This is a genomic window from Lysobacter korlensis (genome assembly GCF_042434515.1).
The window spans coordinates 117,691-137,821 of record NZ_JBHLTG010000002.1; the positions used below are offsets into that span (position 1 = coordinate 117,691).

General features: G+C 70.7%; 19 protein-coding genes and 1 other RNA gene. 7 read left to right on the top strand and 13 right to left on the bottom strand.

The window, feature by feature from the left end:
* Positions 1-73 precede the first annotated feature (73 nt).
* Genes ACFFGH_RS09700 through ACFFGH_RS09715 form a run of 4 tightly spaced genes read right to left on the bottom strand, consistent with a single transcriptional unit; the run spans position 74 to position 6,524 of the window.
* Positions 74-691 (bottom strand): nucleotidyltransferase domain-containing protein, encoded by a 618-nt coding sequence (locus tag ACFFGH_RS09700; RefSeq protein ID WP_386667682.1) that lies wholly within the window; start codon positions 689-691, stop codon positions 74-76.
* Positions 692-696: 5 nt separating this feature from the next.
* Positions 697-2,217: a choline-sulfatase gene (gene betC, locus ACFFGH_RS09705; protein ID WP_386667683.1), complete on the bottom strand. Its 1,521-nt coding sequence runs from the start codon at positions 2,215-2,217 to the stop codon at positions 697-699.
* Positions 2,218-2,227: 10 nt separating this feature from the next.
* Positions 2,228-5,155 (bottom strand): bifunctional [glutamine synthetase] adenylyltransferase/[glutamine synthetase]-adenylyl-L-tyrosine phosphorylase, encoded by a 2,928-nt coding sequence (locus ACFFGH_RS09710; protein WP_386667684.1) that lies wholly within the window; start codon positions 5,153-5,155, stop codon positions 2,228-2,230.
* Positions 5,156-5,186: 31 nt separating this feature from the next.
* Entirely contained in the window at positions 5,187-6,524 is a 1,338-nt protein-coding gene (locus tag ACFFGH_RS09715) for a glutamine synthetase family protein (RefSeq protein WP_386667686.1), read from the bottom strand.
* Between the two features lie 58 nt (positions 6,525-6,582).
* Between ACFFGH_RS09715 and ACFFGH_RS09720 the strand changes: the two genes are divergently transcribed.
* The 3 genes from ACFFGH_RS09720 (at position 6,583) to ACFFGH_RS09730 (ending at position 9,548) form a co-directional block, all read left to right on the top strand.
* Entirely contained in the window at positions 6,583-8,325 is a 1,743-nt protein-coding gene (locus ACFFGH_RS09720; RefSeq protein ID WP_386667688.1) for an NAD+ synthase, read from the top strand.
* Positions 8,326-8,445: 120 nt separating this feature from the next.
* Entirely contained in the window at positions 8,446-9,264 is an 819-nt protein-coding gene (panB, locus tag ACFFGH_RS09725) for a 3-methyl-2-oxobutanoate hydroxymethyltransferase (protein WP_386667690.1), read from the top strand.
* An 8-nt stretch (positions 9,265-9,272) separates the two neighbouring features.
* A complete protein-coding gene (locus ACFFGH_RS09730; RefSeq protein WP_386667692.1) occupies positions 9,273-9,548 on the top strand; it encodes a DUF1905 domain-containing protein in 276 nt (91 codons plus the stop codon).
* Positions 9,549-9,559: 11 nt separating this feature from the next.
* On the opposite strand, the gene ACFFGH_RS09735 is transcribed toward ACFFGH_RS09730, so the two are convergent.
* Both ACFFGH_RS09735 and ACFFGH_RS09740 read right to left on the bottom strand, forming a co-directional pair.
* Positions 9,560-10,600, bottom strand: coding sequence for a S1C family serine protease (locus ACFFGH_RS09735; RefSeq protein ID WP_386667693.1), 1,041 nt, complete (start codon positions 10,598-10,600; stop codon positions 9,560-9,562).
* A 38-nt stretch (positions 10,601-10,638) separates the two neighbouring features.
* Positions 10,639-10,911, bottom strand: coding sequence for a hypothetical protein (locus tag ACFFGH_RS09740; protein ID WP_386667694.1), 273 nt, complete (start codon positions 10,909-10,911; stop codon positions 10,639-10,641).
* Between the two features lie 115 nt (positions 10,912-11,026).
* On the opposite strand from ACFFGH_RS09740, the gene ACFFGH_RS09745 reads away from it, so the two are divergent.
* Positions 11,027-11,662, top strand: coding sequence for an SGNH/GDSL hydrolase family protein (locus ACFFGH_RS09745; protein ID WP_386667696.1), 636 nt, complete (start codon positions 11,027-11,029; stop codon positions 11,660-11,662).
* A 262-nt stretch (positions 11,663-11,924) separates the two neighbouring features.
* Positions 11,925-13,712, top strand: a complete 1,788-nt coding sequence (locus ACFFGH_RS09750) for a DUF4012 domain-containing protein (protein WP_386667698.1) — start codon at positions 11,925-11,927, stop codon at positions 13,710-13,712.
* A gap of 17 nt (positions 13,713-13,729) precedes the next feature.
* Here the strand turns inward: ACFFGH_RS09750 and ACFFGH_RS09755 are convergent, their stop codons facing one another.
* Both ACFFGH_RS09755 and ACFFGH_RS09760 read right to left on the bottom strand, forming a co-directional pair.
* The gene (locus ACFFGH_RS09755) at positions 13,730-13,900 is read right to left on the bottom strand and encodes a hypothetical protein (RefSeq protein ID WP_386667700.1); all 171 of its coding nucleotides are present in this window, start codon (positions 13,898-13,900) and stop codon (positions 13,730-13,732) included.
* Positions 13,901-14,002: 102 nt separating this feature from the next.
* The gene (locus ACFFGH_RS09760) at positions 14,003-14,995 is read right to left on the bottom strand and encodes a phosphotransferase enzyme family protein (RefSeq protein ID WP_386667702.1); all 993 of its coding nucleotides are present in this window, start codon (positions 14,993-14,995) and stop codon (positions 14,003-14,005) included.
* 33 nt (positions 14,996-15,028) lie between these two features.
* Here ACFFGH_RS09760 and map point away from each other — a divergent pair, with 33 nt between their 5' ends.
* Both map and ppgK read left to right on the top strand, forming a co-directional pair.
* Entirely contained in the window at positions 15,029-15,898 is an 870-nt protein-coding gene (map, locus tag ACFFGH_RS09765; protein WP_386667704.1) for a type I methionyl aminopeptidase, read from the top strand.
* 25 nt (positions 15,899-15,923) lie between these two features.
* Positions 15,924-16,685 carry a polyphosphate--glucose phosphotransferase gene (ppgK, locus tag ACFFGH_RS09770; RefSeq protein ID WP_386667705.1) on the top strand — a complete coding sequence of 254 codons (762 nt, stop codon included), beginning with the start codon at positions 15,924-15,926 and terminating at the stop codon, positions 16,683-16,685.
* Positions 16,686-16,790: 105 nt separating this feature from the next.
* On the opposite strand, the gene ACFFGH_RS09775 is transcribed toward ppgK, so the two are convergent.
* From ACFFGH_RS09775 to ACFFGH_RS09795, 5 genes are all read right to left on the bottom strand, one after another.
* The gene (locus ACFFGH_RS09775; protein ID WP_386667707.1) at positions 16,791-17,630 is read right to left on the bottom strand and encodes a hypothetical protein; all 840 of its coding nucleotides are present in this window, start codon (positions 17,628-17,630) and stop codon (positions 16,791-16,793) included.
* A gap of 35 nt (positions 17,631-17,665) precedes the next feature.
* An RNA gene (gene rnpB / locus ACFFGH_RS09780) (RNase P RNA component class A) lies at positions 17,666-18,036 on the bottom strand.
* A 52-nt stretch (positions 18,037-18,088) separates the two neighbouring features.
* Positions 18,089-18,511 (bottom strand): reverse transcriptase-like protein, encoded by a 423-nt coding sequence (locus tag ACFFGH_RS09785; protein ID WP_386667709.1) that lies wholly within the window; start codon positions 18,509-18,511, stop codon positions 18,089-18,091.
* Positions 18,511-19,257 carry a zinc ribbon domain-containing protein gene (locus tag ACFFGH_RS09790; RefSeq protein ID WP_386667711.1) on the bottom strand — a complete coding sequence of 249 codons (747 nt, stop codon included), beginning with the start codon at positions 19,255-19,257 and terminating at the stop codon, positions 18,511-18,513. Before ACFFGH_RS09790 ends, ACFFGH_RS09785 begins: the two co-directional genes overlap by 1 nt.
* A gap of 43 nt (positions 19,258-19,300) precedes the next feature.
* A complete protein-coding gene (locus ACFFGH_RS09795) occupies positions 19,301-20,119 on the bottom strand; it encodes a Nif3-like dinuclear metal center hexameric protein (protein WP_386667713.1) in 819 nt (272 codons plus the stop codon).
* Positions 20,120-20,131: the final 12 nt, after the last annotated feature.

Genomic DNA, 20,131 nt, shown 5'->3' on the forward strand with positions numbered 1-20,131 from the left:
CCGGGCGCATGCGGTGCCCCGCGGCGAGTCGGGGCGGATATCCGCGGACCCGGACCGGTGAGCGGGAGGCGGGTCAGGAGGTCAGCGCCGCGGCCCACGGATGCTCGCCGTAGGCGATGACGATGGCGTGCCGCAGCCACTCGCGCTGCGCCTCGGACATCCGCGGCACCGTGTTCCTGAAGTCCTGCTCGTCCTTCGGCCGCGGCCGGGCCGCCTTGTAGTGGAGCTGGATCTCCGGCGCGAGAACGGGGATGCCTTCGGGGCCCTGCAGCCCGAGGCTGGAGATCGGACGGCTGATGCGCGGATGCCGGTGGGAGACCCAGACATCCCCGGCGGCTTCCTCCAGCATGAACTGCAGCCGCCACGGTCCATCGGAGCGCTCCCGGCACCAGATGTCGTGCACGGTCCCGGGAAGGACCTCACCCGCAGACCAGATCCGCAGCGTGCCCGGCGGATCGGCGGCCCGGATGTCCCAGCCCGGCAGGACGTCGTGCACGAGTGCCTGGTCCGACCGCAGGATCGACACGTCGATGTCGGCGTGGTGCCGGGTCGGCCGCTGCAGGAAGAGGTCGAGCGCGTGCCCGCCGGCGATCCACCAGGGCCGCGCGCCGGCATCCGTCATGAGCTCCTGCACCTGCAGCGGAGAGAGCGGCTTCCACGGTGCCGCTTCCGGCCGGCCTCTTCGGTTCACCGCGGTCAGCGGATGTAGCGCTTGGCGCCGTCGACGTGCGGTGAGAAGTCCCAGTGCTGGTCGTTCGCCTTCATCGCGGCGGCGACGATCTGGCGACGCGGGATGGTCGCGGCGCCCTCCCGCGCCAGCGCCTCGGGATCGAAGCGGGCGAAGAGCAGGTCCCGGAGCTCGTCGCGGACGACCTGATGGTCGGGCGAGCCGCTCAGGTCGCGCCACTCCCCCGGGTCGTCGTCGAGGTCGAACAGCTGCTGGTCGTGGCCGTGCACGTACACGTACTTGTATGGCCCGCGTCGCACCATGAAGCAGGGCGCCCAGACCTTCTCGAGGTGGTACTCGGAGAAGACCACCCGGTTGCCCTCGTGGTCGACGGAGTCGTCGCCCTCCAGCAGCGGCAGAAGGGTCTGGCCATCGACGTCGGCTCGCAGGGCCTCGTAGCGGGCGAGGTCCAACGTGGTGGGCAGCAGGTCGATCAGGGAGACCGGCGCACCCACCCGGGTTCCGGCGTGTTCCCCCCCGGGCAGCCGCAGCATCAGCGGGATGCGCGCCGACCATTCGTAGAAGGTGCGCTTCTGCACCATCCGCTTCTCGGCCAGCATGTCGCCGTGGTCGCTGGTGAACACGATCACCGTGTTCTCCAGCTCCCCGGATTCCCGCAGCACCTCGAGGAGCTCACCCAGCTTGTCGTCGACGTAGCTGAGAGCGGCGTAGTAGGCCCGGCGGAGGTTCCGCAGGCTGTCCGGGTCCTCGATCCGGTGCCGGTCGGTCTCATGCGCCTCGTTCGCCCAGCGGTCCATCTCGGAGTATGTGTCGCCGAGGTGCTCCGGATACTCGGGGACCGGGATGTCGACGCCCTCATAGCGGTCCCAGTACTCCTGCCGCACATGGAACGGATCGTGCGGGTGGTGGTAGCTCACCACCATGCAGAAGGGATCCGGCCGCGGCCCATCGGGCTTCGCTGCCTGCCGCATCCGCTCCCGCAGGTAGGCGACGGCTCCGAACTGCGTCTCCTCGTCGAAGGTGAGGAACTGGGTCCACGCTCGCACGCCCGGGTCGTCACCTGCGTAGTGCCGCGCGTGGCCGCCCGCGGGGAAGCGCCCGTGCTCGTCGACCACCGGGACCCAGTCGACGCCGGCCGGGAAGATGTCGGTGGTGAGGCGGTGCGCGAAACCGTGCAGCTGGTCCGGGCCGACGAAGTGCATCTTTCCGCTGAGCACGGTGTCGTACCCGTCGGCGCTCAGGTAGTGGCCGAGGGTCGGCACGTCGGGCGGCATGACGGACGCGTTGTCGAAGCAGCCGATCCCCGACGCGTCGCGGCCGGTGAAGAAGGATGCGCGGGCGGGTGAGCAGAGCGGCGCGGGCGTGTACGCCGCGTCGAACGTGACGCCCTCCGCAGCGAGCCGGGCCATCGCCGGCGTCTGCGCCACCGGATCGCCGTACGGCGACGTGAGGAACGGCACGACCTGGTCGGCGAGCACGAACAGGAAGTTCGGACGGGCACGATCGTCATCAGCACTGCCGTCGGTCATTCGCTCCTCATCAGCCTCTCGTGGACGGCCCGCGCAGCGGCGCGCCGTAGAACAGTCGCTCGAACACCTGCCGCGCGAGCCGGGTGGTGCGCAGGTAGTCCTCCTCCAGCCGGCTGGCGGAGCCCGGCGGGTAGTCGAGGAGGCGCGCGACACCTTCGAGCTGCCGGGAGTCACGCGGCAGCACGTCCGCCGTCTTCGCGGTCCACAGCGTCAGCGCCGACCGGGCCCGCGATGCGAGGATCCAGGCCTCCTTCAGACGCACGGCATCCTTCCGCGCGACGAGCCCCGCCGCCTCGGCGGCCGCGAGCGCCCCGAGCGTCGACGTGGTCCGCAGCGCAGGCACGCTCCCGGCGTGCTCGAGCTGCAGCAGCTGCACCAGCCACTCCACGTCGCTCAGCGACCCGCGGCCGAGCTTCAGGTGGCGCGACGGGTCCGCCCCCTGCGGCAGCCGCTCCGCTTCGACGCGGGCCTTGATCCGCTTGACCTCGCGCACATCCGCCTCGGTGATCTTCGCCGGGTAGCGCACCTCGTCCGCCATGGCCTCGAAGTCCCGCCGCAGCGCGGCGCTGCCGGCGACGCCGCGTGCCCGCAGCAGCGCCTGCGCCTCCCAAGTGAGCGACCAGCGGGCGTAGTACGCGCGGTAGGAGTCGAGGGAGCGCACGATCGCGCCGTTCTTGCCCTCCGGACGCAGACCCAGGTCGAGCTCCAGCGGCAGGCGCAGGTCCTCGGTGAGCCGGGCGAGCTCACGGACCACCCGCTCGGCGCCCTTGGCGGCCCCCTCGGGCGACGCTCCCGTGGGGCGGGTGACGTAGACGACGTCGGCGTCGGAGCCGAACCCCAGCTCGGCCCCGCCGTACCGTCCCATCGCGATGATCGCGAACTCGAACTCGTCGTCGTGAGGATGCGCCAGCTCGAGAACGCCCGTGAGGATCGCCGTCGTGACGTCGCTCAGCCCTTCGCCCAGCTCCTCGATCGAGACGAAGCCGAGGATGCCGGCGAGGGCGAGCCGCAGCACCTCCCGCCGGCGCGCGGTGCGCAGTGCGAGCGCAGCGGCATCCGTGTCGCCGGCGTGGCGGGCGACGGTGACCCGGGTCTCCTCCAGCAGCTGCTCGAGCGGGCGCGGGCGAAGCTCCTCCTCGTGCTCCAGCCACGCGGCCGCCTCCGGGATCCGCTCGAACAGCGACACGACGAAGCGGGAGGCGGACAGCACGTGGGTCAGCTGCCGGGCCGCGCCGGAGGAGTCGCGCAGCATCCGCAGGAACCAGTAGGCCTCCCCCAGGTCGTCGCTGAGCCGCCGGAACGCCAGCAGGCCGTGGTCCGGGTCGGCACCCTCCGCGAACCACTGCAGCAGCACCGGGAGCAGGGTGCGCTGAATGGTGGCGCGGCGCGAGACGCCGCTCGTGAGCGCCGCGATGTGCCGGAGCGCGCCGCCGGGGTCGGTGAAGCCGATCGCCGCCAGCCGCGCCTTCGCCTGCTCGCTGGTCAGCGCCAGCCCCTCCTCGGGCAGTGCGGCGACGGCGGAGAGCAGCGGCCGGTAGAACAGCCGCTCGTGAAGGGACCGGACCTCGTGCTTGGTGCGCTGCCACGCCGCCACCAGCGAGTCGGCGCTCGCCTGCACACCGGTCGCGCGGGCGAGGATGCGGAGCGAGTCCGGGTCCGTCGGCATCAGATGGGTGCGCTGCAGCCTCGCCAGCTGGAGCCGGTGCTCGAGCAGGCGGAGGAACCGGTAGTCGCGGGAGAACTCGGCCGACTCCGCCCGGCCGATGTACCCGCCGTCGGCGAGCGACTGCAGGGCCGGCAGGGTGCCGCGCTGCCGGATCGAGACGTCGTGCTGCCCGTGCACCAGCTGCAGCAGCTGGATGGTGAACTCGACGTCGCGCAAGCCTCCCGGTCCGAGCTTGAGCTGGGTGTCGACGTCCTGGGCCGGGATGTGCTCGGTGACCCGCTCGCGCATCCGCTGCACCGACTCGACGAAGTTCTCCCGCGACGCGCTCGACCAGATCTTCGGGGCGACCCCCGCGACGTAACGCTCGCCGAGCTCCAGGTCACCGGCGAGCGGGCGGGCCTTCAGCAGCGCCTGGAACTCCCAGCTCTTCGCCCAGCGGTCGTAATAGGCCAGGTGCGACTCCAGGGTGCGGACGAGCGCCCCATCCCGCCCCTCCGGCCGGAGGTTCGCGTCGACCTCCCAGAGCGCCGGCTCGAGCGCCAGATCCTGGATGCCGCGGGACGTCTGCATGGCGAGGCGGGTGCCGATGGTCAGGGCAACGTCGGTGCCGAGGGAGCCGGTCGCCTCGACGACGAAGATCACGTCCACGTCGCTGACGTAGTTGAGCTCCCGGGCCCCGGCCTTCCCCATGCCGATGATCGCGAGTCTGGTGGCGGCGATCTGCTCCGCCGGGAAGGTCAGGCTGCGCCTGGCGACGGCGAGGGACGCGTCGAGCGCCGCCCCGGCGAGATCGGCGAGGGTCGCGGCCACCGAGTCCACCGCCGCGAGCGGGTCGGGCTGCTCCAGATCCCAGGCGGCGATCCGTGCCAGGTGCCGCCGGTACCGCACCCGGAGTGCGCCCCACGCCGCCTCCCCCGCCACGTCGGTGACGGAGGCCAGCAGGTCCTCCCGAAGCTCCTCGGGGCCGGGCATCCGGTCGAGGCGCTCGGCGAGGGCGTCGAGGTGCTCCGGATGCCGGGCGAAGAACTCCGCCAGCCCGCTCGAGGCGCCGAGCACCCGGATCAACCGCGCGGCGGCGTCCGGGTCGGCGAGCAGCGGGCTCGCCGACGCCCCGAGCCGGGACAGCAGCGCGAGCGCCTGATCCGGGTCGGCGGCTCCGGCGAACGCCGGCAGGATCTCGGGGTCGAACTCGTCGAGCAGCTCACGCGAGCGCGTCAGGTCGGCGAACCCGAGGCGCGCGAGCTCCGTCCTGGTCGACTGCTGACGCGTCATGGCGGCGGATCGGATCGATGGACGCGGCGGCCTAGAGGATCTCCAGGTTGCTCTCGAGCTCGAACGGGGTCACCTGGGCGCGATACTCGCGCCACTCCCGCCGCTTGTTGAGCAGCACGTAGTTGAAGACGTGCTCACCGAGGGTCTCGGCGACGAGCTCGGAGTCCTCCATGTACGACAGGGCGTGGTCGAGGCTCGCCGGCAGCGCGCTGTAGCCGAGCGCACGCCGCTCGGCGTCGGTGAGGTTCCAGACGTCGTCGACCGCCTCCGCCGGAAGCTCGTAGCCCTCCTCGATGCCCTTGAGACCGGCCGCGAGCAGCAGGGAGAAGGCCAGGTAGGGGTTCGCGGCGGAGTCCATGGCGCGGTACTCGACGCGGGAGCTCTGACCTTTGCCGGGCTTGTACAGCGGCACCCGGACGAGCGCCGACCGGTTGTTGTGCCCCCAGGTGACGAAGCTCGGCGCCTCATCCCCGCCCCACAGCCGCTTGTACGAGTTCACGAATTGGTTCGTGATGGCGGAGATCTCCGGCGCGTGCTTCAGCAGGCCGGCCACGAACTGCCGGCCGATCTTCGACAGCTGGTACTCGCCGCCGGCGTCGTAGAACGCGTTGGTGTCGCCCTCGAAGAGCGAGAGGTGCGTGTGCATGCCGGAGCCCGGATGGCCGGAGAGCGGCTTCGGCATGAAGGTTGCGTAGACGCCCTGCTCGATCGCCACCTCCTTGACGACCGTGCGGAAGGTCATGATGTTGTCCGCCGTGGTGAGCGCGTCGGCGTAGCGGAGGTCGATCTCGTTCTGGCCGGGGCCGGCCTCGTGGTGGCTGAACTCCACGGAGATGCCGAGGTCCTCGAGCATCCGCACGCTCCGGCGGCGGAAGTCGTGCGCAGTGCCACCGGGCACGTTGTCGAAGTAGCCGGCGGAGTCGACCGGCACCGGGCCCTCCGGGCCGTACTTGCTCGACTTCAGCAGGTAGAACTCGATCTCCGGATGCGTGTAGAAGGTGAAGCCGGCGTCCGCCGCCTTCGCGAGTGCGCGCTTCAGCACGTTCCGCGGGTCGGCGACGGAGGGCTGCCCGTCCGGCGTGGTGATGTCGCAGAACATCCGCGCGGTCGGGTCGATCTCGCCCCGCCAGGGCAGCACCTGGAAGGTGGTCGGGTCCGGATGGGCGAGGACATCCGCCTCGGACTGACGGGTCAGGCCCTCGATCGCGGACCCGTCGAAGCCGAGGCCCTCCGCGAACGCTCCCTCCACCTCGGCCGGGGCGATGGCCACCGATTTGAGGGTGCCCACCACGTCGGTGAACCACAGCCGGACGAACTTGATGCCGCGCTCCTCGATCGTGCGGAGAACGAAGTCGCGCTGCTTGTCCATGGGCTCCTCTGGAGAATGCGAACGGATCGGCGAAAGCCGGTCATTAGGCTACCGAACTATGCCCCGACTTCGTTTGGCACTCGGTCAGACCAACCCGATCGTCGGGGATCTTGCGGGGAATGCGGCGCAGATCGTGGAGGCCGCCCGACGGGCGAGGCAGCGGGGCGCCGATCTGCTCGCCGTCGGCGAGTGCGCGCTCAGCGGCTACCCCATCGAGGACCTCGCATCCAGGCCCAGCTTCCTCGCCTCCTGCGCGGATGCGGTGCGCCGGCTGGCGACCGACCTCGAGGCTGCCGGCCTCGGCGACCTGCCGGTGGTGGTCGGCCACCCCGACGGGCCGTTCGAGCCGCGGACCCTCGGCACCAGCAACGCGCCGACCGCGATCGCCCAGAATGCCGCCAGCGTGCTGCAGCACGGCGCCGTTCGTGCCCGCTACGCCAAGCACCACCTGCCGAACTACTCCGTCTTCGACGAGTACCGCATCTTCATCCCCGGCGACGACCTGCTGGTGGTGCGGCTCGCCGGCGTCGACGTGGCGATCGTGATCTGCGAGGACCTGTGGCGGGACGGCGGCCCCGCCGCCCGGGTGCTGGAGGCGGGCGCGGAGCTGCTGCTCGTGATCAACGGCTCGCCGTTCGAGCGGGACAAGGACGAGGTGCGGCTGCCGCTCGTCGAGCGCCGCGCCCGGGAGAACCGCGTGCCGGTGGCGTACGTCAACCTCGTCGGCGGTCAGGACGACCTGGTGTTCGACGGCGACAGCGTGGTGGTCGACGGGACGGGCCGGCTGGTGGCCCGGGCGCCCCAGTTCCGTGAGCACCTGCTCGTGGTGGACCTGGAGCTCGACCCCGCCGGGAACGAGCACGACGACCGGATTCCGGATCGGGTGACGCGGGTGGAGCTCGACGCCCGCGAGGTGGCGGAGCGGCCCGAGCTCGCGCCGGACATCGCCGAGCTGCCGGACGACCGGGAGCAGCTCTGGAACGCACTCGTGCTCGGGCTTCGCGACTATGCCGGGAAGAACGGGTTCGCGAGCGTCATCCTCGGCCTCTCCGGCGGCATCGATTCCGCGGTGTGCGCGGCGATCGCCACGGATGCGCTCGGCGAGGCGCGCGTCTTCGGCGTCTCGATGCCGAGCCGGTACAGCTCCGAGCACTCGCGCACCGACGCAGACGAGCTGGCGGAGCGCCTCGGGTGCAACTACTCCGTCGAGCCGATCATGGACCTGGTGCACCCGGTCGAGGAGCAGCTGCGCCTGTCCGGGATCGCGGCCGAGAACGTCCAGGCGCGCATGCGGGCGATCCTCCTGATGGCGAAGTCCAACATGGACGGGCACCTTGTGCTGACCACGGGCAACAAGACGGAGCTTGCGGTCGGCTACTCGACGATCTACGGGGACTCCGCCGGCGGCTTCGCACCGATCAAGGACGTGCCGAAGCTGCTGGTGTGGGAGCTCGCCCGCTGGCGGAACGCGTTCGCGGCTGCGCGGGGTGAGAAGCCGCCCATCCCGGAGAACTCGATCTCGAAGCCACCGTCCGCGGAGCTCCGGCCGGACCAGACCGATCAGGACACACTGCCGCCGTACGAGGTGCTGGACGGCGTCCTCGACGCCTGCATCACACAGGCCCTCGGCCGCAGCGACATCGTGGCGCTCGGCTTCGACGAGGAGACGGTCAACTTCGTCACGAGGCTCGTCGACCGCGCGGAGTGGAAACGCCGCCAGGGGGCGATCGGACCGAAGATCAGCGGCATGGCCTTCGGTCGCGACCGGCGCCTCCCGATCACGTACCGCCCGAACCTCTGACCGCGCGCGGAATGCGGCCGGGATCGGCGTATCCGGGCCGCCGCGGCGGGCCATTTGCGCCGAAGTGGCCCGTGTTCGGGGTGGCAGAACGGCCGATCGGGCCGGACTACACTCGGGCTCATGGCGGAGCAGTCGAGGAAGCGGGTTCGGACCCGCCATTTCCAGCGGGCGAAAGAGAACGGCATCAAGTTCACCGGGCTCACCAGCTACGACCACCTGACCGCCGGGATCTTCGACGAGGCAGGCATCGATTTCCTGCTGGTCGGCGACTCCGCGGGGCAGAACGTGCTCGGCTACGACACGACGCTCCCGGTGACGGTCGACGAGCTCATCCCGCTCACCCGCGCCGTGTCGAACGCCGTCAGCCGCGCGTTCGTGGTGGCGGACCTGCCCTTCGGCTCCTACGAGACGAGCCCGGATGAGGCGCTCCACACCGCCTTCCGGTTCATGAAGGAGACGCACGCGCACGCCGTGAAGCTGGAAGGCGGGGTGCGCAGTGCGGAGCAGATCCGCCGCGTGGTCTCCGCCGGCATCCCGGTGATGGGGCATATCGGCTTCACACCGCAGAGCGAGCACGGGCTCGGCGGTCACATCATCCAGGGTCGCGGCGCGCAGCTGGAGCAGCTGCTCAAGGACGCCCACGCCGTGGAGGACGCCGGTGCCTTCGCTGTGGTGCTCGAGATGGTGCCCGCGAGCGCGGCGGCGCAGGTCACCAAGGAGCTGAAGATCCCGACGATCGGCGTCGGCGCAGGCCCGCACGTCGATGGCCAGCTGCTGGTGTGGACGGACTTCGCCGGATTCACCGGCGGCCGGATCCCCAAGTTCGTGAAGCAGTACGCGGACCTGCGCGCCACGCTCACCGGCGCGGCGACCGCGTACCGGCACGAGGTCGAGAGCGGCGTCTACCCCGGTCCGGAGCACTCCTACCCCGACGAGTAGGGCCGTCCGTGCAGGAATTCACCACGACGCTGCTGGAGCGGGACAACGGAGTCGTCTACGCCGTCGTCCCATTCGACCCACGTGAGGTCTGGGGCAAGCGGGTTCGGCACTACATCGCCGGCACGCTGAACGACCAGCCGTACGAGGGCTCCCTCGGCACACGCGGCGGCGTCTGGTTCTTCCCGATCAACAAGGCGGCTCGAGAGCGGATCGGCCTACGGGCCGGGGACGATGTGCGCGTGCGGATCGAGCCGCGCGACAAGCCCGGCGAATCCGGCGATTGACCCGGATCGCGCTACCGGGGCCGGGCGTCGAGCGTCGCCTCCGTGGTCTGCGGCTCGCTGCCGCGCAGGTATTCGATCGTCACCGCATCCCCCGGGTCGCGCCGCCGGAGGGAGCCGAGGAGATCCTCCGGCGACCGCAGCTCCTCATCGTCCAGCCGGACGAGCACATCGCCGGGTCGCAGCCCCGCCTCGTCGGCCGGGCCGCCGTCGACCACGGAGAGCACCACCACGCCGTCGTCCTGCGGGACCCCGAGCTGCTCCGCGATCTGCGGTGTGATCGCCCCGGGGCGCAGTCCCAGGAACGCGTGCTCGGCGGTCCCGTCCTCGAGCAACTGGTCGGCGACCTCGGTGGCGGTGGCTGCGGGAATCGCGAAGCCCAGCGCGACCGCCCCGGCCGACGGCGGGATGTAGGCCTCACTGATGCCGATGATCTGCCCGCGCAGGTTGACGACCGCGCCGCCGGAGTTGCCTGGGCTGATCGCCGCATCCGTCTGGATCAGGTCCACGAGGGACTGACCGGAGGATGCTGAGCCGGGGATCTCCCGGTGAAGCGCCGAGATGATCCCGGAGGTGACGGTGTTCGTGAACCCGAGCGGCGAACCGATCACGACGGCGGCTTCGCCGACCTCCGGAAGCTCGGTGGTGAACTCGGCAGGCGGCAGGCCCGTGCGGTCGGCCTGGACGACGGCGATGTCGACGATGGGGTCGGTCGCCACCACGGTGCCGGCGACCCGCTGACCGTCGGCGAAGGCGACGTCCACCTCGGTGGCACCACGGACGACGTGCTCATTGGTGATGATGGCGCCGCCGGCGGTGTAGACGACGCCGCTGCCGAGCCCGCCGCCGGTGAAGATCGTCACGACCGACGGCTCCACCGCGTCGACGAGATCCGGGATGCTCATCGCCTCGCCGGGTGCAGACGGCCCGGGTGCGGGCGTCGCGTCCCGACTCGATGTCGCGCCCGGTTGCGGCGCGAAGATCGACGTGCATCCGCTCACGGCACCGGTCAGCAGCACCGCCGTCAGCGTGGCGATTCGAAGCGGTCCGGGCATCGAGACTCTGCTGTGTTCAGGCATGGTGCGGGCTCCCGTCAACGCGTGCGGACGACGCTCTCGACCTCGGCGACGAAGTGGTCGATCGCCCGGGCCGGGATGTTGAGCGCCCAGTTCTCCGACAGCTCCCGGGTGAGCCAGGCGCGCGTGGACTCCGGTGACTGACGGACACGTGCGATGAGCTGGTCGCAGAGCCGGTCGTACTCGTCCGGGGCTTGCGCCCGTGAGGCGAGCCCGGCGAAGTCCCATTTCCAGAGAATGTCCAGCACCGCGTCGACATCCGGCTCCCTGTGCGGCGTGCGATCAGCCACTTCGACCCCCTGGACTCCTTTGCGCTCAGGATAGTTGCGTCACGGCATCCGGGAAACGGCTGTGACCGTCGGCCGGCTCCGGCTGGGTCTCGCGTCGGACGTGAATCCTTGGAGGATGGCTGCTTCCGGACACGTCGTGCTGCTGGGCGACTCGATCTTCGACAACGGCGTGTACGTTCCCGGAGGCCCGGATGTCGTGCAGCAGCTGCAGGTCGAGCTTCCATCCGGCTGGGATGCGACCCTGCTCGCGGTCGACGGTGACGTCACAACCGGCGTGCCGCGCCAGCTCCGGTCCGCGCCCGTGAACGCCACTCACCTGGTGGTGAGCGTGGGCGGCAACGACGCCCTCGGCTACGCCGACGTGCTGCAGCAGCCGGCGGGCAGCGTCGGGGAGGGTCTGCTGCTGCTGGCCGGCGCGCAGCAGCAGTTCGCCGCGGACTACGAGGCGATGCTGGATGCCGTGCTCACCGCGGGACTGCCGACCGCGGTCTGCACGATCTACGACACCCGCCCGTCGGAGCCGGGCCATCCGATGATCCGCACCGGCATCGCCCTGTTCAACGACTGCATCACCCGAGCCGCGTTCTCGAGGGGCGTGCCGCTCATCGACCTGCGGCTGATCTGCACGGAGCCGGGCGACTACGCCAACCCGATCGAGCCGTCGGTGCAGGGCGGACGGAAGATCGCGACAGCGATCGGCGGGTGGCTGACCGGCGGCGGATCGAGGCGGTCCGAGGTGGTCGCACGCTGATCCCGCCGCCCCCAGCGCGTCGCGGACCCGCGGAACGCCGGTGCGGCAACGCGGCGGAGATCCGCTGACGCCCTAGCCTGGGCCCGGCGCGTGGACGCCGTGTGGGGGAATCGTGGACTGGAGGCCATCGCGGTTGCGCCTTCGGCGCGCCGAGCGGGCGACCGCCGGAGCAGCGACGACGGCGGATGCCGCTGCGCCGGGCGAGCCGGGCGGGGCGCCGAGGCCTGGACGGCGCCGTCGGCGGGTCGTTCTGGGCGCCGGCGTGGCCGCCATCGTTCTGGTGCTGTTCATCGGCGTGTGGGTCGGCATCCGCGCGCTCGTCGCCAAGGACGCACTCGAGAGCGCGGAGGCGAACCTGTCGGCGTTCCGGAGCGCCCTCGGCACGTCGGAGCAGAGCACGGCCGGCATGTACGAGCGGCTGCGTGCCGACACATCCGCGGCGTCGGAGGCAGTCGGCGACCCGGTCTGGATGTTCGCGGAGCTCACCCCAGTGCTCGGCAGCGACCTCAGGTCCATCCGCCAGCTGGCACAGCTGCTGGACGAGCTCGTGGAGGACGGAGTCGGCCCGGTCGCGGTGGCCGTCGATGGGCTGACCTTCGATGTGCTCCGACCGGTCGGCGGACGGATCGCGATCGAACCGTTCACACGGCTCGTCTCGCCGCTGGCGAAGCTGGCGTCCGCGATGCACCAGGCAACCCTGAGTGCAGCCGACATCCGGCCCTCGGGGTTGGTGCCGCCGCTGGCCGACGCCGTGCAGCAGGTCAAGGACCTGCTGGCCGCCTACTCACCAGGCATCAGCGGCGCAGCGGAGGTGCTCCCGCATGTCGGCGCGATGCTCGGGGAAGACGAACCGCGGCATTACCTTCTGATGTTCCAGAACAACGCCGAGGAGCGCGCCAGCGGCGGCAACCCGGCGTCCATGGCACTGCTCGAGGTCGACCGCGGATCCGTGAAGCTCGTGCAGCAGGCGTCCTCGCGGGACTTCGACCGGCCGTACCGGTCGGAGCCGCTCACCTTCGCCGGCGACTGGCCGAAGCTCTTCGGTGCGCACACCAGCACCTACGTCACCAACATCACCTTCACGCCCGACTTCCCGACCACCGCGAAGCTGGCGCAGCGCATGTGGGAGCTGGAGTTCGGCCGCACCGTCGACGGCGTCGTCTCCTTCGATCCCGTCGCCCTGTCGCACCTCCTCCGTGCGACCGGTCCCCTCGCTCTGGCCACCGGTGAGACGCTGACCGCGGAGAACGCGGTGCGATTCCTTCTCAACGAGGTCTATTCGAAGTACCTCGATCCTCGTGTGCAGGATGTGGTGTTCGCATCCGCAGCCGCCGAGATTTTCGATGCGGTCGTATCAGGGGCCGCGGAGCCGAAGCCGCTTCTCGAGCAGCTGCAGCCGATGATCGCCGAGCAGCGGCTCAAGGTGTGGAGCTCGCATCCGAAGGAGCAGGCCGTGCTGCAGTCCTCGCCGGTCGGGAACATGCTGCCGCCGGACAATTCCTCGAGGACCGTCGTCGGCGTGTACAACAACGACGACGCCACCTCGAAGATGAGCTACTACATGGACTCGACGATCGCGGTGACCGCTGACCGCTGCCGGCCGGAGAGACCGACCATCCGCGTGAGTACCACGGTCACGAACACGCTCGACCCCGAGACGGCGAAGGACCTGCCCGCGTTCATCCTCGCCGGTCAGCCGCGCATCCCCTTCGGAGGCGACCGCCAGTGGGTGCTCCTTTACGGGCCGGTCGGGGCGGAGCTGTCCGGAGCCAACGTCGATGGACGGCCGGTCGTCTTCGGCGACGGACTCTATCCCCGGTTCAACTCCGTCCCCGATGCGACTGGACTCGATGACAAGCGTCCCGCCGTCTCGGGGGTGATGGACGGCAGGCCCGTGGCGATCGTCAGCATCAACCTCGGCCCGCTGGAGTCGCGGACCGTCGACGCCGTGTTCGCGGGTGGCGACGACCTGGCCGACGAGGTGTCCGTCAGCCACACACCGAAGGTGCGGGACGTCCCGGTGACCGTGTCGGAGCGGGATTGCGGCTGACGCTCGGAGCCTGACGGTCAGTCGCCGCGGGCCTCTTCCTCGGCCCAGCGGCGGGCCCGCTCGCGGGCGATCTCGGGAGCTCGCTCCGCCTCTCCCCGAGACGCGTAAGGTCCGTCACGATCCGGCCCGAGGGACTTCGGCCCCTCCTCCACCTCGCCGGTCTTGTTGTTGTACCACCACTCGGTCATCGCACACCTCCAGGCTGGTCGGCGACGCTCGTGCGTCGTGCTGCACTCTACCCACCTGCTCCGGAAACGGGTCGAGTGCCGATTCCCGTTCCGAGGGCCGGGTCATGCCCGCCATTCCAGCACCCGCCGGTGGTGCCATTCCAGGTGTTCCAGCAGGTGCGCTCGAAGCTCCGGCAGGGAGTCCGTCCCGTCGTCGTCCGGCTCGGCGGCCAGCGCGCGTCGGAGGTCGATCACCAGGTGCGCCGAGACCGCCGCCGAGTGCAGCGGGAGGCTCCGTTCATCGTGGCCCGAAAACGCGCGCACCGACCGGTAGCCGGCGAGGAACGCGTCGAGCAGCACCGGGCGGGGCACTGCGCCGAGCGTCACGCCGGTGAGGTCCCGCACCGCCAGCGCGACATCACCCGCGTGCCAGCCGACGTGCGCCTCGTCGGCATCGAAGAATGTCAGCCCCGCCGCACCGAATCGGAGGTTGTCGAGCTCGAAGTCGCCGTGGCAGGTCCCGCGCGAATGCACCCGTGGGTCGAGCCGCTCCACGGCCGCGACGATCGCGGCGCAGGCGCGCGCGAACTCCGGATCGCCCTGCGAGAGCTCGCGCGGATTCGGCTGGTCCCGAACGGCGAACAGCTGGGCGGGCGTACCGCCGTCGCGGTGCAGCACTGCAAGGGCGGCGCCCCACTCCGACGCGAGGGCTTCGGTCAGGCCGTCGACCGCCAGCTCATCGCCCTCCGCGGCAGGCACGAGCATCGCGACCATCCGGCCGATCGGGGTGGTGACCCGCTCCGCTCGCGCCCCGGTGACGCTCGGGACCGGCTCGACGACGCGGATGCCCCGCCTGGCCCATCCGGCCATCAGCTCGGCCGAGGCGGCGAGCCGCGACGCGGCCGGCGCCCCCTCCGGAGCGAACCGGAGGAACGTGTGCTGCCGCGACCCGTCAGACGTCCCCGGCACCACGAAGACGTGGGTGGCGCTGGAGCGGAGCCAACGTGCGGTGCCGGCCGGCAGCCCCCAGCACTCGGCGACGACGTCGGCGACGGGACTGCGCCACTGCTCGTCCACCGTGCCGCTGATGCGCTGGATCTCGGAAAGCGGAAGCATCCCCTCAACTATGCCGCGGATAGGGTTGGTCCTATGCCGAAGGACGCGGACGGACACCTCGTTCCCGGCAGGCTCTCGCCCTCGCGGCCCGTCCCGCCGTCGATCGCTCGCCCGGAGTATGTCGGTCGCTCCGGTCCCCGCCCGTTCGCGGGCAGCGACGTGTACGGCTCTGAGACGGTCGACCGGATCCGCGCGGCGGGCAGGATCGCGGCGCAGGCAATCGATGCCGTCGGCGCGGCGGTGCGGCCCGGTGTGACGACCGATGAGCTCGACCGGGTCGGGCACGAGTTCCTGATCGAGGCGGGGGCCTACCCGTCGACGCTCGGCTACCGCGGGTTCCCGAAATCGACCTGCACCTCGGTGAACGAGGTGATCTGCCACGGCATCCCCGACGACACCGTCCTGCAGGAGGGGGACATCGTGAACGTCGACATCACGGCGTTCAAGGACGGGGTGCACGGCGACCTGAACAAGACCTTCGTGGTCGGTGCGGCTGCGCCCGAGGTGACCGACCTCGTCGAGCGCACCCGGATCGCGATGGAGCGTGGAATCAAAGCGGTGGCGCCCGGCCGCCAGATCAACGTCATCGGGCGTGCGATCGAGTCGTACGCGAACCGGTTCGGCTACGGGGTGGTGCGCGACTACACCGGGCACGGGGTCGGCGAGGCGTTCCACACCGGCCTCGTCATTCCGCACTACGACACTGCCCCGGAGTACGCCGCCGAGCTGAAGCCCGGCATGGTGTTCACCATCGAGCCGATGCTGACGCTCGGCGGCGGCCACGACTGGGATCTCTGGCCCGACGACTGGACGGTCACCACCCGTGACAAGAGCTTCTCGGCACAGTTCGAGCACACGATCGTGGTGACCGAGCGCGGCGCGGACATCCTCACCCTCCCCTGATCTTCCGACACGAAGGAGCAGCGCCATGAGCACGGCCGTAGGAATCGACATCGGCGGCACCGGCATCAAGGCGGCGATCGTCGACGTCGTGACCGGTGAGCTGGTCAGCGAGCGGATGAAGGTGGCCACCCCGCCGGGCGGAGCGCCTGAGGCCATCGTCCGCGAGGTCGTCTCGCTGCTCGAGCAGCTGGGGCCGGAGCCCGGCGCGCCGGTCGGCGTCTGCTTCCCCGCGATCGTGCTGCGCGGGCGCACCATGTCGGCCGCCAACGTCTCCACGCAGTGGATCGGCCTGCAGGCGGAGGAGCTGTTCGAGAAGGCGCTCGGCCGCGAGATCCATTTCGTGAACGACGCGGATGCCGCCGGCTTCGCGGAGGCCAAGTACGGAGCCGCGAAGGGCAAGCCGGGGCTCATCATCCTCACCACCCTCGGAACCGGGATCGGCAGCGCGTTCATCTACAACGGCGTGCTGATCCCCAATTCGGAGCTCGGCCATCTAGAGGTCGACGGCCGCGACGCCGAGCGGCGCGCCTCGAACGCGGTGCGGGAACGGTCCCGGCTCAGCTGGAAGCGGTGGGCGGCGCGGCTGCAGCGCTTCTACTCCCACGTGGAGTTCCTCTTCTCCCCCGACCTCTTCATCGTCGGCGGCGGGGTCTCGAAGCATCACCACGAGTTCCTGCCGCTGCTCAAGCTGCGGACCCCGATCGTGCCGGCCGAGCTGCGGAACAACGCGGGGATCCTCGGCGCGGCCGCCCTTGCGGCCGGGTTCGGTCCCAGACCGAGCAGCTGAGCGGCCCCGGGGAGGCGACTTCTCCTGACGTTGTGAGTCCGCTGGGCATACCGGCGGTCGGGTGTGGATGACCGTCCAACCAGGCCGAGCTGGGCGCCGGGATCCTCAGCGGTTGATGTGATCTGCGTCGAACGACAGCGACGCACCCTCGGGGATCAGCGCAGTCTCGAGCACGTCGTCAGACAGCAGTTCGGCGGCCAGGTCCGCTGAGCAGCCGATCACGGTCGAATCGAAGTCGATCTCCGAGACCAGGAACCACGATCGATCGAGCGGCCACAGCAGGTTCGGTGTGTCGCCCCAGAACGAGGTGCCCCAGCCCCACCCACTCTCCCGTGCCCACGCCTCGTCCGCGAGCATTCCGAGGTCGGCGTCGAACACGAAGTAGGAGCGGCTCGGCAGGTCGAGCATGCGCCCTGCTTGCTCGGCGGGTTCGAACGGCAGCGACTCGTCGATCGGCGACGCGGTCGCGTCAGCCGGTTCGTCATGCGCACTGAGCTGCGCGGTGCCGGTCCCACTCGGGCGGAGCCAGCCGTACCCCTCCCAGACCGCCGCACGACCACACGGTTCCCCGCCACGGTGCAAGACGCTGACCGCACGGGAAAGCCACTCCACCGGCATACGACCCTGTGCCGGCTCGCCGTACTGCCACCCGCGGGTCTCCGCGCGGTACTGAGGCAGGCCGCGACCGATGGCGGTCCATTGCATCAGCGGGTGCACGGTGGTCCGGGTCGATCGCGCGACCGCGTGCCAAGTGAGCACCCTCTGCTCGAGCGTCACGTAGCCGGATCCGGTCCAGTCGAGCAGTTGCGCCTCGATGGGGTGGAACACCCGCACATACGCGTCATACCCGCGCGGCACGACGGAGTGCATCGTGCTCCACTCGCCCAGCCGCTCTTCGATCCAGGCGCGCTCCGGCCGCCCGTCCACCGGGGTGAACACCGCCATCGCGCTCCTCGGATCGGCTGCTCCTACAGGGGTGGGCAAACGGGCCGACGATACGCCGGGTTCTGTCCCTGCTCGCGCAGGTGACGGCCATCTATCTCGGGACTGCGTTGCCGCAGCCCTCCAGCGGTCTACCCGGGAACTCAGCGAGCAGCCTCGATGTTCCCTGTCTGACCTTGCTCCGGGCGAGGTTTACATAGCCGACCCGGTCACCCGGGCCGCTGGTGGTCTCTTACACCGCCGTTTCACCCTTACCCGGCACCGCGTCCGAGGACGCGGACCGGGCGGTCTGCTTTCTGTTGCACTGTCTCGCGGATCACTCCGGGTGGGTGTTACCCACCGCCCTGCTCTGTGGAGCCCGGACGTTCCTCGGCACCCTTCCGGGCGACGCGGCCGCCTGTCGGCCCGTTTGCGGGTCCCAGGCTACCGTCTCGGCACGCGGAGCCGCAGGCCGAGCCGATTCAGGCCTCGAAGCTCGCCCGCAGGTCCATCGCCTTGTTCGCGAGCTTGTCGGCGCGCGAGTTCTGCTCGCGCGGGATCCATTGGAAGCGCACCGGCGTGCCGGTGAGCAGCTCTCGCGCCTCGGCGGCGAGCTCCGCCATCGCGGGATGCTTGATCTTCCACCGGCCGCTCATCTGCTCCACCACGAGCTTGGAGTCCAGGCGGACGGTGAGCACTGCGTCCGGGTCGATTGCCATGGCCCGCTGGATGCCGGCGATCATGCCCTTGTACTCGGCCACGTTGTTGGATGCGACTCCGACATAGAGGCCGAGCTCTGCCAGCAGCTCGCCGGATTCCGCATCGATCACCACGGCGCCGCTGCCTGCCTGGCCCGGGTTTCCCCGGGATCCGCCGTCGGCCTCGACGATGAGCTCCCGCGCCATCAGAGTCCCGACTCCGCCGTGCGGACCAGGATCGCGTCGGAATCGGGGCAGAGGATCACTTCATCGGGTGCTGCGGAGCGGATGCGCGCCATGTCCGACTCCGTGAGCCGCACACCGCTGGCGCCCGACACTCCCCCGCGCAGGTGCGACGCGCCGACGCCGTACCGGGACCGCTGCCGCTCATAGAGCGCCATCAGCTCCGGCGGGATCTTGCCCGCCACCGTGGCGCGGTTCGCCCGCGCGTGGACTCGCTCGCTCTCGAGCCCCTTCAGCTGTTCGTCCCGCTCGGCCTCCAGCGCGACCACGCGCTCGCGCAGCTCGGCGAGTCGTCCCTCCGCCGCGCTGAGGGCATCCTGCTCCTGCTCGACTCGCTCCATCACCGTGAGCTCGATGTCCTCCAGGTCGCTGAGCCGCTTCCGCAGCGAGGCGAGCTCCTGCTCCAGGGCGTGGACGTCCTTCGTCGACGAGGAATGCTGCAGCCGGTCCGAATCGCGCGCTATCCGCGCTTCGACCACCGCGACGTCGGACTCCACCCGCTTCAGCTCCGCGCGGGCATCTTCCGCGCCACCGCGCTGCTGGGCGAGGGTCTTCCGCAGCTGCTCCTCCTCGCGGGCGAGCTCCGCGAGCTGCGCAAGCGCCGGCAGGCTCTTGCTCCGGTGATCGAGCTGCTGGAGTCGCGTGTCGAGCTGCTGCACCTCGAGCAGCAGCGCCTGGTCGTCCGGGCTTGCCTTGAGCGCCACGGTCACCTCTCTCGGTTCTTGCTGACGATTCGAAATCCACCTCGCCGCGTCACTGGACGACGGCGAAATCCCACGGGTCGGTGCGCACGTCACTGACCGTCACCTGTACCGACGGCAACGCCTCGCGGAGCTGCGCCGCCGCGGTCTCCAGCCAGAGCCACTCACTCGCCCAGTGCGACACATCGATGAGCCCCGGTCCGCCGGCGATCCTGGCGTTCTCACGCGCCTCCGACGCCGGGTGGTGGCGGAGGTCTGAGGTGATGTACACGTCCGACGACACGACGAGCGGGTTCTGCAGCAGGGAGTCGCCGGCGCCGCCGCAGACCGAGACGGTGCTCACCGGACGGTCGTAGTCCCCCGCGACGCGGATGCCGCCTGCGGTGGGCGGCAGCGCCTCCGCGAGCATGCGCGCGAGCCGGCCGAGCGTCGTGGGCTCCGCGAGCGTTCCGATCCTGCCGAGACCGCGGGCGGGGTCCGCGGCCGGCACCAGCGGACGCGCGTCGAGGAGCCCGATCCGGTCTGCCAGCACGGCCGATGTGCCGGTCTCCACGACATCCGCGTTCGTGTGCGCCGCGATCAGCGCGCAACCGCCGCGGATCAGCCGCGCCACGACCGCGCCCTTGTAGCGGTCCTCGGCGACGCTCGTCACCCCGCGCAGCAGCAGCGGGTGATGGACGAGCAGCACCTGTGCCCGCGCCTGGAGCGCGTCGTCGACCGTGTCAGGTACGGCATCCACCGCGAGACGGATCCGGCGCACCTCGGCCCTGGGATCCCCCGAGAGCAGTCCCGGCGCATCCCATGCCTCCGCACCCTCCGGTGGCCAGAGCCGCCGGACCGCAGCGTGGACTTCGTCGACGGTATGCGGCACGGGCCCAGTCTA